The sequence below is a fragment of the Paenisporosarcina indica genome, from assembly GCF_001939075.1.
Lineage (GTDB): Bacteria > Bacillota > Bacilli > Bacillales_A > Planococcaceae > Paenisporosarcina > Paenisporosarcina indica.
This window is the reverse complement of the sequence record NZ_MPTA01000001.1, coordinates 492,204-507,116: the sequence shown is the minus strand read 5'-3', so window position 1 is coordinate 507,116 and position 14,913 is coordinate 492,204. Positions and strand designations below refer to the sequence as shown.

Sequence of the window (14,913 nt, the reverse complement as noted above, 5' to 3'; positions counted from 1 at the left end):
CATTCTCCTTTATTTAAACAGTCGTGTAGCTTCTACTGCCTTCTGCCATCCACTATATAGCTCATGACGTTTTTCTGCGGACATTAATGGTGCATATGTTTTTTTACTACTTCTCATTTTCTCGATTTCTTCCATGCCAGACCAAAAACCCGTAGCTAAACCAGCTAAATAAGCGGCTCCAAGTGCAGTGGATTCATTTAATTTTGCCAGTTCGATCTCCAACTCGAGTAAATCACTTTGGAACTGCATAAGAAATTCATTGTGCACCGCCCCACCGTCAACTCGTAAGGCTGCAACCCTCATATTTGCATCTTTTTCCATTGCACCAAATACATCCTTAGTTTGGTATGCTAACGACTCAAGTGTTGCCCGAATAAAGTGTTCCTTCGAAGTTCCACGGGTTAAGCCAAAAATAGCACCTCTGGCATCTGAATCCCAATACGGTGTACCTAAGCCCACAAATGCAGGGACGACATATACACCCTCTGAGGAATCAACTTTTTTTGCATAGCTTTCACTATCGGAAGCATTTTTCAACATGCGTAGACCATCACGTAACCATTGAATCGCAGAACCCGCCACAAAAACACTTCCCTCTAAAGCATATGTGACTTGACCATTAATTCCCCAAGCAATTGTTGTCAGTAAGCCATGATCTGAAGATACCGCTGTTTCCCCAGTATTCAACAACATAAAGCATCCCGTTCCATAAGTGTTCTTTGCCATTCCTTTTTCGAAACAACACTGCCCAAACAGAGCGGCTTGTTGATCCCCTGCTGCACCGGCAATGGCTACCTCAGCACCATAGAAAACGGAAGGATCTGTTTTTGCATAGATTTCAGAGGATGAAGCGACTTTTGGTAACATCGATAAAGGAATGTCTAATATCCCACAAATTTCTTCATCCCACTTTAATTCATGAATGTTGTATAACAACGTCCGTGATGCATTGGAATAATCAGTAACATGTTCTTTCTCTCCTGACAACTTCCAAATCAACCAAGAATCTATCGTTCCAAATAGCAAATCACCTTGTTGCGCTAACTCTTTCGCTCCTTCGACATTTTCTAAAATCCATTTTACTTTTGTAGCTGAGAAATATGGATCCAATCGTAATCCTGTCTTGGCTTGAAATAAGTTCTCTAGCCCTTCATTTCTTAGTTCATCAATTATTTTTTGCGATTGGCGTGATTGCCACACGATAGCATGATAAATTGGACGCCCGGTCTTTTTATTCCACACCACTGTCGTTTCCCGTTGATTGGTTATACCAATCCCATGAACGTTAGTCGGTTGAATTCCACTTTCTGTTAAGACTGCCGCAATAACAGAAAGGACTGATCCCCATATTTCATTTGCATTATGTTCCACCCATCCCGGCTTAGGAAAGTGTTGCTGAAATTCTTTTTGTGCTGTATGTACAAGCTCTCCTTTTTTATTAAAAAGAATGGCTCTAGAGCTGGTTGTTCCTTGATCTATAGACAAAATATATTCGCCCATCAACGTACCTCCTCAAATGCATCAAAAATAATGACGGTTAATCAAGCATACTTATACCGAATACCACTTCAGAGAAATTATTTCCTTTAATTATACTGTTTTTCCGTATTTGTTGTATTCAAAACTCAAATTCAATTGATTACGAAGAAATATTAAACAAATTGTGGCTAATACATGCATGAATGGAGGTTTGGTCGCAACTTTCTTGGATTTTCGCAACTTCCCGCTCAATTTAGAAGGAGGATATTCTTAGTTTGATGTTCTTCGAATCTGCCGATACAGTTGGAAAAGATGCACCAGTATTCCAATTGAGAAAAGGATGGGATATGTTAAGATAGCGATTATTATTTTCCATGTTATACTTATAGTTTGAATGGCTTACTATTCGTTCATACTATAATTCCTGTTATATCCATCGACTACAGAATCGAGAAGGTGAATCCAATGATTGAAATTAAAACATCTAAATTAAGTGATGGAGAATTAAATCGCGGTGTATTTGCTAAGCGTGACATCAAAAAAGGGGAACTTATTCATGAAGCCCCAGTTCTCCCCTATCCAAATGAGGAGCATGAACATGTTGAAAAAACATTATTAGCCGACTACGCATTTGAGTATGGAATTAATCATAGTGCATTAGTTCTAGGATATGGCATGTTATTTAACCACTCCTATCAACCGAATGCATACTATGACATTAATTTTGACAACCACACATTTGACTTCTTTGCTTATAAAGATATTACAGCTGGAGAAGAAGTATTAATCAATTACAATGGAGAAGTCGATAATGATGATCCTTTGTGGTTTAATGAAGAAAAGCCTGACAACGAACTAGTTTAACTAGCTCAGTGTCAGGCTTTTTCTTTTATCCACTATTTGGTTCTGTACGCCTGCATGGCTAATTTGATTGAGATATATGTTCCAAACGCTGCAGCGCCATAGAAAAATCCCATGAAAATTCCGGCCGACAAGTTTTTCGGGTGACTAATGAAAATTGAAATGAACAAACCGATTACTGTGGCGCATGTCGACAAGTATTTTGGAGGAACATGCATAAATAGTTTGAGCAAAAATACTATTAACATGATTACAGGGATCGCCCATACTGCATCCCAAATATTCGTATGTATAATCGGAAATTCAGTCATTTATTTTTCTCCTTAAAGAAACTTTTCTAATAGATTCTCCCAGAGAGTTAAGTTTCATTCAACTATATCCACTTTTGTTCGTTCTTAATCGAAAAAAGACCACCATAGAGACGTGGTCTAAAGCAATTACATGACACGTTTAAACATTTTTTCAATCTCATACGTTGAAAAGTGGACAATGACTGGACGTCCATGTGGGCAAGTAAAAGGATGCTCCGCTTTTTTTAAGTCTTCGATTAGTCTTACCATATCTTCTCTTGTTAAGTAATGATTCGCTTTAATCGATCGTTTACAACTCATCATGATGGCTGCATCTTCTCTTAACTTTTTCACATCTGTTTTTCGATTAATCAATACTTGCTCAATTAATTCTTTTACAATCTCTTCCTCGAATCCTTTTGGGAACCAAGAGGGATGCTCACGAACAATATAGGTAGTGGGACCAAATTCCTCGAGATATATCCCAACTTCTTCTAGTTTATCCGCATGCTCCTTTAAGCGTAAAGCCTCATCAGCAGAATAGTGCATCGACAGTGGAATCAATAATGATTGTCTTTGTTCTCCGTCGACCTCGCCTACCTTATCACGAAAGTATTCATATTTAATCCGTTCTTGCGCCGCGTGTTGATCGATTAAATAAAATCCATCCGTACTTTGAGCAATGATATAAGTTCCGTGAATTTGTCCGATAATATCAAGTTCAGGAATAAGTTCTCTCGAAGTAACGGGTTCCAATTTCTCAAATGCTTCAACTTCAATGGAAGTTTCATCACGGTCAATCGTTTCTTTCACCATCAGAGGCTCGGGTGTTTTATTGAAGGTTTGCATCGGATGGGTTTGTTGTGAAACTGTTGATCCAACTGGTCTGGATTTCCATAAATCCATTTGCTCACTTGGTGTGACTATTTTTTTGGGTTTTTCGGCAATTTCAGGTGCTCTCATCACGGAGCGAATGCATTTACGTATCGTCTCTTCAACAAGCTCTTGCAATTCTTTTTCTTTACTCAAGCGTATGTGTTGTTTTGATGGGTGAACATTTACGTCGGTTAAATATGGATCACCTTCAATATGCAACACGACTAATGGATATCGTTCGATTGGTAAAAATGTGTGATACGCATGAACAATAGATTGTTGTACGCTATAATGTTTGACCCATCTTCCGTTCACAAATAATGTTAAATAGTTTTTTGAAGCTCGTGTGATTTCTGGTAACGATGCATATCCATGAATGCGATAGTCTGAAGATTCCCCTTCAAATGGAATCATTTTCTTCGCGATCGACATCCCATAAATCGCAGCTATAACTTGTTGCAAATCACCGCGTCCATTTGTATGAAGCAACATTTGATCACCATGCGATAGTTTAAAAGCTATGGAAGGATAACATAAGGCAAGTCGATTGATTAAATCCATGGTATGCCCAAGTTCTGTTTGAATTGTTTTCATGTACTTTAAACGTGCTGGCGTGTTAAAAAATAGTTGAGATACTTTGATGTCCGTTCCTTTTCGAAGTGCACCTGCAGTTTGCTTTTTCAGATGCCCGCCTTCGATTTCAACGCTCGTTCCAGTAGTGGCACCATCAGAAGTCCATAATGCAACTTTGGATACTGAGGCAATACTCGCCAATGCCTCCCCACGAAAACCAAGAGTCCGTATACGGAACAGGTCATGCTCATTTGAAATTTTACTCGTTGCATGCCGTGAAAAAGAAAGAACAGCATCTTCTTCATCCATCCCGCTTCCGTTATCCGTGATTTGAATGGTTCGTAGCCCCGCCTCTTCTAAATAAATATCAATTGATGTACTTCCTGCATCAATTGCGTTTTCTACAAGTTCTTTTACAACAGAAGCTGGTCGTTCAACGACTTCACCCGCTGCAATTTTATTCGATAATGGTTCATCCATTAAGCGTATGTGTCCCACTTGAACGACTCCTTTCTTTCTTTTTATTTTCCTATTTTTTGTTGCAATTCATATAATAGTTGGAGGGCTTTCATTGGTGTAGTACCTGATATATCAATCTCTCGTATTAAAGTTAACACATCATGATTCAATGGATCTTTAGCAATTTTTTCATGTTGTTGTTCTGGTTCCAATGTTGATTCATGAAAAAACGTTAATTGTTCGTTTACTGACGAACTGTTTCCATTACTTTCTAGTACTTTATCGGCTTCTAGTTCACTTAAAATATCACGTGCTCTCACGAGAATCGATTCTGGTAGCTTTGCTAGCTCTGCCACATGAATCCCATAGCTTTTATCTGCTGGTCCACTTTTCACTTTATGTAAGAAGACTACTTTCCCGCTTTGTTCGACGGCAGCAACATGTACATTTCGAAGCCTATCTAATTGAGTTTCTAAATGTGTCAGTTCGTGATAATGTGTTGAAAATAAAGTGTTAGCCCGAATTTCAGTATGAATGTATTCCATCATGGCTTGCGCAAGTGCCATGCCATCATAAGTAGACGTACCACGCCCAATTTCATCAAATAGTAACAAGCTACGTTCCGTCGCATGTGTAATGGCATAGGTTGATTCGAGCATTTCGACCATAAACGTACTTTGTCCAGCTGCTAAATCATCTGCAGCTCCAATTCGCGTGAAGATTTGATCCGTTACGGGCAGTACAGCCTCTTCCGCAGGGACATAGCAACCCATTTGCCCCATTATGACGGTAATCGCCACTTGGCGCATAAATGTACTTTTCCCTGACATGTTAGGTCCTGTGATTAACAACATATTTTCTTTATTTGTGAGTTCACAATCGTTTGGTACATAATGTTGTTTGTTCATCATTTTTTCAACAACGGGGTGTCGTCCGTTTAATATACTAAGCTCACGGCCATCATGAAACGTTGGTTTTGTTAATCGATATTGATCCGAAACTTCTGCAAAACTCGTGAATACATCCAGTTCGCTAACTTTTGCAGCAAGTTGTTGCACTTGAGGAATGTATTGCTTCACTTGTTCACGGATATCAACAAATAATGAATATTCAAGTGCCAAACTCTCTTCTTCCGCCGTTAAGATCAAAGACTCTTTTTCCTTTAGTTCATCCGTGATATAGCGTTCTGCATTCGCAAGTGTTTGTTTACGCTCATAACGGGTTAAATCAGCTAAATGGATATTCGATTTTGTAATCTCAATAAAGTATCCAAAGATGCGATTGTAACCGATTTTAAGCCCTTTTATACCAGTACGTTGACGTTCTTTTTGTTCTAGTGCTGCAATCCATTCTTTACCGTTTTTCTTTGCATCACGTAATTCGTCCAATCGCTCATGAAAGCCGTCACGAATTATGTCTCCTTCTTTGACAGATAGTGGAGGATGATCGGCAATAGCCCGTGCTAACAAATCTAGTAATTCTACACACTCGTCCAATTGATTGGCGCTTTCAGCTAAAGCTGGTTTGGCACTACCTAATAATTGAGCTTTAATTAATGGAACTTGGAGTAGTGATTGTCTTAGTTGACTTAAATCTCGACCACTTGCTGTCCCAAAAGAGATACGACCGATTAATCGTTCTAAGTCATACACTTCTTTTAAACTTTCTCTGATATCTGCACGGATGAAATAGGCTTCAAGCAATTCGGTAACGATTCCAAGCCGTTGTTCTATTTTCATTCGATTTGCGAGTGGTTGGTGCAACCATTGCTTTAATTTCCGACCGCCCATCGCAGTCATGGTTTCATCAAGTAGCCAATATAAAGATCCTTTTTGATCTCCGCCACGAATGGACTGAATAAGTTCTAAATTTCGTTTCGAATGGTAATCAATCGTCAAAAGTTCTTCACGTTCTTGGAATTGAAACGGTTGAATGTGATCAAGTGACCGTTTTTGTGTCCGATGTAAGTAATTTATAAGACGGTGACAAACGGCATGGACTTCCATTGGGATTTGTTCGACAAATGTATCTTTTGCATGTGACTCAAGCTCTGTTTTTTCAATCGACAACAAGATGGACTGAGATTCTGCTAAATCTGATAAAAGAACATATAATTGCTCTGGCACCACAAGTTCTCGGATTGCCAATGTTTGCAATTCTTGCATCAAGTTCTTTTCCGTTCCTGTTAATATGACACTCGTTCCTTCGCCTGTCGATAAATCCAGATAAGCATAGGCATATCGATTTTCGTCTATTTCCTCCGCTGAAGCAATAAAATGATTACTTTTACCGTCCATATTTTTCCCTTCAATAATTGTACCAGGAGTGATTAAACGAACAACTTCACGTTTGACAACTCCTTTGGCTTGTTTAGGATCCTCTGTTTGCTCACAAATTGCTACTCGATAACCTTTTTGTATAAGCGTTTCGATATAATTTTGAGCCGCGTGGTGAGGAACTCCGCACATTGGGATGCGCTCTGAACTTCCCCCATCGCGACTCGTCAACGTGATTTCAAGAATTTGGGATGCATTAACCGCATCTTCAAAAAATAGTTCATAAAAATCGCCTAATCGAAAAAACAAGAAAGCGTCTGTATACTCTGATTTCACTTTCAAGTATTGTTGAATCATGGGTGTATAGCTTGTCATATTGATACCTCTTTCGAATAATAGGTACCCGTTCAGTGAGGGTTACACCCCCCACTGACAAATGGTATCCATATACTATTTGTTGTCCTTCAACCACTTAAAACAGCGGATATCCATCACAGCCTACTGTTAGATAAAATGCTTTACTGCTATTATAACAAAATGACAGAAAAAAAAAGCCGGATTTCCTATCCCGGCTTTCTAAAACGAAGATGATTCTCTAGATTCATCAAATGAAGACGTAGATGAAGATGAACTTTCGTCTTTAAATGACCATTCTTCTTCGTATTCAAGTGGTTGAACTTGGATACAAATTGTTGTTTCCCCAACCACTTCTGCGTGCAATTCTCTCTCTACCGTTACTTTAAATTGTTCACCGTCTGAAGTAATAACAGCCTCTGTACAATTGGGTTGTTGGAAAACCTGAACATGTACTTCTTCCACACCATGAATCTCGTCATCATCTCGGTAGTGCAATTTAATTCTCTCTCTATATGCTACCGTCTCCGAGAATACAGATGTTTTGCAATGATCGTGGTGGGCATACCACACATTGATATCATACTTACCTGTCACTTCTACAAATCTACCTTGCTTCTTCGCTTGATGTGTGTGATTGATAACCCAGCACCCTAAAATACTTGAAGGGTTATTTGGTGGACGTAATGTTTCACATGCTTCAGCTCTCTTTTTCCCTTTCGCCACGACTGCTTTCGTCACGATTTGACGGACATATTTCAAAGCCATCCTCCTTCGTTCATTTCCTTTTCATCATATGCAGGCTGTGCCCATTAGGTGAAAGGAAATGTACAATTCGACATGGAAGCCAGACTCCGACAAACGAAACAGATGAATCGTAAATTTTTGCTCACAAAAGAGGGGAAATTCAAATGCGTACTTGCCATGTGTACAATCCAAAAAGAAAAAATGTTCCCTCATCTTCGAGGAAACATTTTTTCATTCTCGGTATTAACAGCTGCCTGGTTTGCTATTTTGTACTCTTGAACCAGTTTCTCCACGAAGTAAATCGCCTTCTGTTGATTCAATGATTTGATTTGTTACATTGTTGGCAATCGTGTTCGACACTAACTGAAGTAAATCATTTACATCCCCTTGCGATTGTTTAAACTCTTGTACAATCGGAATCTCGTCAATTTCTACTTCAATTTTCTCGATTTTGTCTTCAATTAATTTTAATGCTTTTTCTTTGCCGTATTGTTGGAAATTAACCGCCTGTTTTTGCAAGCTTTTTAAACTAGCAATCTTTTCACGAATTTTTTGGTTTTCATTTATTTGTGCTTCTGCACGTTTAAAGAAATCCACTTCTTCCGTATTCGCGATCATATCCGCGATTTCACGTGCTTTTGCTATAATTTCATCTTTTGTATAAATCGTTGTCATAAGACACCCACTTCTTGGCCAGAAAGAACTTCAATTAGTTCGCCTTCTAGTGACCATGTTTTTGTTTTTGTTATTTTAACGATTGCCAGTTTTCCAGCTAAATCGGTTGAACCCGCAAAGTTAACAAGTTTATTCGTTCTTGTATATCCTGCAAGAACTTCAGGGTTTTTCCTACTTTCACCTTCGACCAATACTTCCACAAGTTGATCTTGGTAGTTCTGCATGGTAGCTGCCGAGAACTCATTTACAAGATTGTTTAATCGTTGTAATCGTTCTTTTTTCACTTCAAGTGGAACATTATCTTCCATTTTAGCAGCTGGTGTACCCTCACGAGGTGAATAGATATACGTAAATGCATGCTCAAAGCCGACTTCTCTATATAAAGACATCGTCTCTTCAAACTGCTCATCTGTTTCATTTGGGAAACCAACGATGATATCCGTTGTTAAAGCGGCATCAGGCAACGCCTCTTTAATTTTTCTTACCAAATCCATATATTGTTCACGACTGTATTTACGTGCCATTAGTTTCAACATACTTGTTGAACCCGATTGGACAGGTAAATGTATATGTTCTACTAAGTTACCTCGTTTTGCAAGTACTTCAATTAGATGATCATCGAAATCTCGTGGATGACTTGTAGTAAATCGAATACGTGGAATATCGATTTGACGCAGAGCCTCCATTAGATCACCCAGACGATAGGAAAGGTCTTCAAAATCTTTTCCGTAAGCATTTACGTTTTGCCCGAGTAATGTAACTTCTTTATATCCTTGTGCGGCTAATTGTCTTACTTCCTGAATGATGTCTTCAGGTCTCCGGCTTCGTTCTTTGCCTCGTGTATAAGGCACGATACAATAGGTACAGAACTTATCGCAGCCATACATAATGTTAACCCACGCTTTGATTTCTCCTCGACGTACTTTTGGCAAGCTCTCAATGACATCGCCTTCTTTTGACCACACTTCAATGACCATTTCTTTTGACAGATATGCTTCATTTAAAAGTTGTGGCAAACGATGGATATTGTGGGTACCAAAAATCATGTCGACTTGATTATAAGTTTTTAAGATTTTTTTGACAACAGATTCCTCTTGAGACATGCACCCACAAACGCCAATTAAGACGTCTGGATTGTCACGTTTCAATTTTTTATAATGTCCAAGTTCTCCAAACACTTTGTTTTCAGCATTTTCGCGGATCGCACATGTATTGAGTAAAATGACATTGGCCTCTTGTACGTTTTCAGTAGGGGTATATCCAAGTTGCAGGAAAATCCCAGCCATTACTTCCGTATCATGTTCATTCATTTGACAGCCGAATGTACGAATAAAGAATTTACGTCCTTTTCCCATTCCTAACAACACAGGGTCAATAACAAAATCTTTATGATACGTGATTTCTTCTTTTCCACGTTTCTTTGCATCTTTTAAGGATGGCTGCACATAAACAGACTGGAAATACTGGCTATAATCTTTTTCAGGTTTCTGCAGTGGTTTCACTTGCGAGTTTTGTAAACGCTGTTCTTCATTCATGACGATACCCCTCTCATTACATAAAACGAAAACTACATTCTTCTATTATACTGAAACCTTACCAGACCCTACAAGGTGCTCGACTGAATTGTTGTCTTTTCGACAAAAAATTTCCCGATTTTATACCGGCTGTTTCCTGCTCACATAAATTCTTTTATTAGTTTATCAAAATCACAATTGCTCATCATCAATTCTTCTGCACTTAGATGTGTCTCGGCAAAACCTTGAAGCTGTATTTCAAAGGAAGGTTGTCCGTTCTTCTGTATATGATTCCAGTTACTAGGCTTTCATGTTCCATCAACGGAGCCATTGCTTCCTCGCGATTTGTTGGATCATATGCTTCGATATTGGACAGTTTTGTTATATGATCTTTAAACCATTCGTACGCATATATTTTGTTAAATGGCGTTGATGAACGAATAGCCTTTCTGGTTAATCGCAGCTACTACTATACTTTTTACTTTCTATAAGAAAACATGAAAAAGCCCAATCTCTTTTTTGAGATTGGGTCTGTCTAATTAACCTCGAGTACGTTTTTCTACTAACAATTTAATTGCAGTTCGGTCTTCTCCAGAAATTACGATGTCTGTGAATGCCGGTGAACAAATTAAGTCAGTTCCACTCGGTGCGACAAAGCCACGTGCAATTGCAACTGCTTTTACCGCTTGATTTAGTGCTCCTGCTCCAACTGCTTGCATTTCCGCATACCCTTTTTCGCGGATGACGGCAACTAATGCTCCTGCCACTGAATTTGGATTAGATTTTGAAGATACTTTTAATGCTTCCACTACTATTCCTCCTTGTTCTTGCTGACCGTTGGACGCTTTCGCTGTCCTTAAATCACTGTATGCAAGTTCATAGAAAGATAGAAGGAATTAACCTTGAAAAGGATAATCTTCGTTAATATAAATTCGTTCAAAAGATATGGCTTTTCCAGTTTGGTTATCAAGTTCAACGAAAAATGCACTAAGTACAGAACGGCCAGACTTTGGTACTTCAAAGCGTGCTGGCATATTTGTTTGGAATCGGTACAATACATCTTCTTTTTTCATACCTAATACACCATCATATGGCCCAGTCATCCCCACATCAGTGATGAATGCAGTGCCATTTGGAAAAATGCGTGCATCTGCTGTTTGAACATGTGTATGAGTCCCGACAACAGTGGAGACTTGCCCATCTAAGTGCCAACCCATTGCAATTTTCTCACTCGTTGCCTCTGCATGGAAATCCACAAAAATTAGAGGAGATTGTTGTTTTGCTTCATTTACAAGTTCCGTCGCTTTTTTAAATGGATCATCATGTGGTGGCAAGAATGTACGTCCATGTAGATTTATAACCGATAACGTGTGACCACCTTTAGTAACGGTGGTCATACCTTTACCTGGTGCATCTTCTGAAAAGTTTGCTGGACGAATTAAATAATCCGTATCATCAATAAAATCGAAAATTTCCTTTTGATCCCATGTGTGGTTTCCCATGGTTACAACATCAACACCCATGTACAGTAATTCTTGAAAGATCTTTTTAGTAATCCCACGACCAGATGCGGCATTTTCTCCATTTGCAATGATCACATCCGGTTGATATTTTCTCTTTAATCGCGGTAAATAGTCTTCTACAGTATCTCGACCAATTGAACCTACGATGTCACCAATAAATAATACTTTCATTGTCATTCCTACTTTCTCAACCAATAAAAAAGGGCTTCATATGAAGCCCTTTTTTATTTTGCATATTCAACTGCACGTGTTTCACGTATAACTGTTACTTTTATATGACCCGGATAATCGAGTTCTTGTTCAATCCGCTTACGGATGTCTCGTGCTAAACGATGTGCCGTAATATCATCAATTTGTTCTGGACGAACCATTATGCGAATTTCACGGCCTGCTTGAATTGCGAATGATTTTTCAACACCATCGTAAGATTCTGAAATTTCTTCTAATTTCTCTAAACGACGAATGTAATTTTCCAATGTTTCACTACGTGCACCTGGACGAGCTGCTGATAATGCATCGGCTGCTGCCACTAATACTGCAATAACTGATGTTGCTTCAGTGTCACCGTGGTGAGAAGCAATACTATTAATAACGACGGGATGCTCTTTATACTTCGTTGCAAGTTCCACACCGATTTCGACATGGCTACCTTCCACTTCGTGATCGATTGCTTTTCCGATATCATGCAGTAAGCCCGCACGTTTTGCAAGAGTTACATCCTCGCCAAGTTCTGCTGCTAGTAATCCAGCTAGGAAGGCCACTTCTTTCGAGTGTTTTAAGACGTTTTGTCCATAACTTGTACGATAACGCATGCGGCCCATGATTTTGATTAAATCTGGATGGAGGTTGTGAATGCCAACATCAAAAGTAGTTTGTTCGCCGATTTCACGAATTTGCTCATCTACTTCACGTCTTGATTTTTCAACCATTTCTTCAATACGCGCTGGGTGAATACGACCATCTTGCACTAATTTTTCAAGTGCCAAGCGAGCTGTTTCACGACGAATTGGATCAAATCCAGAAAGAATGACAGCCTCAGGAGTATCATCGATAATCAAATCAATTCCTGTTAATGTCTCAAGCGTTCGAATGTTTCGACCTTCACGACCAATGATGCGGCCCTTCATTTCATCATTAGGTAAGTTCACAACTGATACAGTTGTCTCCGCTACATGGTCTGCTGCAAATCGTTGTATAGCTAAAGATAAGATTTCACGGGCTTTTTTATCTGACTCTTCTTTTGCTCGTGTTTCAGATTCTTTTGTCATTACTGCAATGTCGGTTGCTAATTCATTTTCTATTTGATGTAGAATAATGCCTTTCGCTTCTTCTCGTGTTAATGCAGAAATGCGTTCAAGTTCTGTTTGTTGTTTTGCTACTAACTCAGTCACTCTGCTTTCCATCTGTTCGATTTGCTGTTGTCTCTCAGTCAGAGCGTCATCTTTACGCTCTAGACCCGCTTCTCTTTTGTTTAGAGCATCATCCTTACGATCAAGGTTTTCTTCTCTTTGTAAGTACCGATTTTCCTGTTTTTGCAGTTCAAATCGGCGTTCACGGATGTCAGATTCTGCTTCAGATCTCAATTTGTGAATTTCATCTTTCGCTTCTAGTAATGCTTCTTTTTTAAGAGCTTCCGCTTCACGCTTCGCCTCATCAACGATGAGAACAGCTGACTGCTTCGCACCAGTCACTTTTGAATCATTCACATTCTTAATTACATAATAGCTAACAGCGGCACCGACGATAAGACCAAGCAAAGCGGAGATAATTTCATACATTTGAACACCTCCTCTTGCTATTTCATTCATGTTCAGTCGGCTCATATACGGAGTAACCCTCTATACTGCCAATTGGTATTAATTCGAGAGATTATACAAGTTTAATTGTATAGATGTAAAAATACTCTGTCAAGGATTCACAGATGCTTCAGAAGAAAAGAGAACCTCCACTATCACTCACTTTCGGCTTTGAAAGAGCTAATTGAAAATTAGCTTTTGCTAGAGGGCCAAAAGCCAGATAATGTGGGAGGGACATAGTCGAACTTTGATTTGACTTATTTAAATCTTACTCTAACTTTCTCACTAAAGAAAAATAGCCTACCGAAATACACGGTAGACTATTATGCTAATCTTATTTTTCGTCTAGTAATAATTCAAACTCTTCATCGTCTTCTTCATCATGAGCAGCAATTGTATAGGCTGTTGCCATCATGCCATAAGCCGCTCTGATTTTTTGTAAAATTTCATTTTTAGTATCTGGATGATCCTTAAGATATTGTTTCGCATTTTCACGACCTTGACCTATACGATCATCGTTGTAAGCATACCATGAGCCACTCTTATTAACGATATCCATTTCCGCGCCTAAATCGACGATTTCACCTTCGCGGGATATTCCTTGTCCATACATGACATCCACTTCAGCCGTACGGAATGGAGGTGCAACTTTGTTCTTAACGACTTTGATTTTCGTTTTGTTACCCATGAACTCATTTCCCGATTTGATGGCTTCCGCACGACGTACTTCTAAACGCACTGATGCATAGAATTTTAGTGCACGCCCACCAGGTGTTACTTCTGGATTACCAAACATTACACCAACTTTTTCACGAATTTGGTTAATGAAAATAGCTGTCGTTTTTGATTTGCTGATCGCACCAGATAGTTTACGTAGCGCTTGTGACATTAAACGAGCTTGAAGTCCTATGTGAGAATCTCCCATTTCACCTTCAATCTCGGCTTTTGGTACAAGTGCAGCAACAGAGTCAATTACAACGATATCTACAGCGCCACTTCGTACAAGTGCTTCACAAATTTCCAATGCTTGTTCACCGGTATCAGGTTGTGATAATAATAACTCATCAATGTTTACGCCTAGATTTTGTGCATAGACAGGATCCAATGCATGCTCAGCATCGATAAATGCTGCTTGACCGCCAGCTGCTTGTGCTTCTGCAATCGCATGTAGGGCAACAGTTGTTTTACCAGAACTTTCTGGACCATATATTTCAATAATTCGTCCTCGTGGGTATCCACCTACACCAAGTGCTACATCAAGTGCAATAGAACCACTAGAAGTCGTTAAGATTTCACGATCAGTTTTTTCTCCAAGTTTCATGATTGAACCTTTACCGAATTGTTTCTCAATTTGTTTTAACGCCATATCTAAGGCGGCTTTACGATCACTCAAGAATGGTTCCTCCTTTAATTTCAAACTCAAATTTAACTTCTGTCTCTACTATACTTGGTTTATGAGAAATATACAAGAAAAAAGCGAACGTTTATTC

The 14,913-nt window shown here is 39.1% G+C and carries 13 protein-coding genes; 1 reads left to right on the top strand and 12 read right to left on the bottom strand.

Annotation, left to right across the window (positions count from 1 at the left end; translation table 11 throughout):
* Positions 1-9 precede the first annotated feature (9 nt).
* Positions 10-1,500 carry a glycerol kinase GlpK gene (glpK, locus tag GY23_RS02360; RefSeq protein ID WP_075617599.1) on the bottom strand — a complete coding sequence of 497 codons (1,491 nt, stop codon included), beginning with the start codon at positions 1,498-1,500 and terminating at the stop codon, positions 10-12.
* A gap of 444 nt (positions 1,501-1,944) precedes the next feature.
* On the opposite strand from glpK, the gene GY23_RS02355 reads away from it, so the two are divergent.
* Positions 1,945-2,343, top strand: coding sequence for an SET domain-containing protein (locus GY23_RS02355; RefSeq protein WP_075617598.1), 399 nt, complete (start codon positions 1,945-1,947; stop codon positions 2,341-2,343).
* A gap of 32 nt (positions 2,344-2,375) precedes the next feature.
* On the opposite strand, the gene GY23_RS02350 is transcribed toward GY23_RS02355, so the two are convergent.
* The 11 genes from GY23_RS02350 to recA all read right to left on the bottom strand — a co-directional run bounded on the left by GY23_RS02350 (position 2,376) and on the right by recA (position 14,816).
* Positions 2,376-2,651 (bottom strand): hypothetical protein, encoded by a 276-nt coding sequence (locus GY23_RS02350; protein ID WP_075617597.1) that lies wholly within the window; start codon positions 2,649-2,651, stop codon positions 2,376-2,378.
* Positions 2,652-2,777: 126 nt separating this feature from the next.
* On the bottom strand, positions 2,778-4,577 hold the full coding sequence (gene mutL, locus GY23_RS02345) for a DNA mismatch repair endonuclease MutL (protein ID WP_075617596.1): 1,800 nt from the start codon (positions 4,575-4,577) through the stop codon (positions 2,778-2,780).
* Between the two features lie 23 nt (positions 4,578-4,600).
* Positions 4,601-7,189, bottom strand: a complete 2,589-nt coding sequence (gene mutS / locus GY23_RS02340) for a DNA mismatch repair protein MutS (protein ID WP_075617595.1) — start codon at positions 7,187-7,189, stop codon at positions 4,601-4,603.
* A 201-nt stretch (positions 7,190-7,390) separates the two neighbouring features.
* A complete protein-coding gene (gene cotE, locus GY23_RS02335; protein WP_425434954.1) occupies positions 7,391-7,936 on the bottom strand; it encodes an outer spore coat protein CotE in 546 nt (181 codons plus the stop codon).
* A 222-nt stretch (positions 7,937-8,158) separates the two neighbouring features.
* The gene (locus GY23_RS02330) at positions 8,159-8,590 is read right to left on the bottom strand and encodes a YlbF/YmcA family competence regulator (RefSeq protein WP_075617593.1); all 432 of its coding nucleotides are present in this window, start codon (positions 8,588-8,590) and stop codon (positions 8,159-8,161) included.
* Positions 8,587-10,125, bottom strand: a complete 1,539-nt coding sequence (gene miaB, locus GY23_RS02325) for a tRNA (N6-isopentenyl adenosine(37)-C2)-methylthiotransferase MiaB (protein ID WP_075617592.1) — start codon at positions 10,123-10,125, stop codon at positions 8,587-8,589. Before miaB ends, GY23_RS02330 begins: the two co-directional genes overlap by 4 nt.
* 202 nt (positions 10,126-10,327) lie before the next feature.
* Positions 10,328-10,471: a hypothetical protein gene (locus GY23_RS19000; RefSeq protein WP_425434959.1), complete on the bottom strand. Its 144-nt coding sequence runs from the start codon at positions 10,469-10,471 to the stop codon at positions 10,328-10,330.
* A gap of 172 nt (positions 10,472-10,643) precedes the next feature.
* The gene (locus GY23_RS02315) at positions 10,644-10,913 is read right to left on the bottom strand and encodes a stage V sporulation protein S (protein WP_075617591.1); all 270 of its coding nucleotides are present in this window, start codon (positions 10,911-10,913) and stop codon (positions 10,644-10,646) included.
* Positions 10,914-11,000: 87 nt separating this feature from the next.
* Positions 11,001-11,798 carry a TIGR00282 family metallophosphoesterase gene (locus GY23_RS02310; RefSeq protein WP_075618211.1) on the bottom strand — a complete coding sequence of 266 codons (798 nt, stop codon included), beginning with the start codon at positions 11,796-11,798 and terminating at the stop codon, positions 11,001-11,003.
* Positions 11,799-11,851: 53 nt separating this feature from the next.
* Complete coding sequence (gene rny, locus GY23_RS02305) at positions 11,852-13,405, bottom strand: ribonuclease Y (RefSeq protein ID WP_075617590.1); 1,554 nt, start codon at positions 13,403-13,405, stop codon at positions 11,852-11,854.
* A gap of 352 nt (positions 13,406-13,757) precedes the next feature.
* Positions 13,758-14,816: a recombinase RecA gene (recA, locus tag GY23_RS02300; RefSeq protein WP_075617589.1), complete on the bottom strand. Its 1,059-nt coding sequence runs from the start codon at positions 14,814-14,816 to the stop codon at positions 13,758-13,760.
* Between the last annotated feature and the right edge of the window lie 97 nt (positions 14,817-14,913).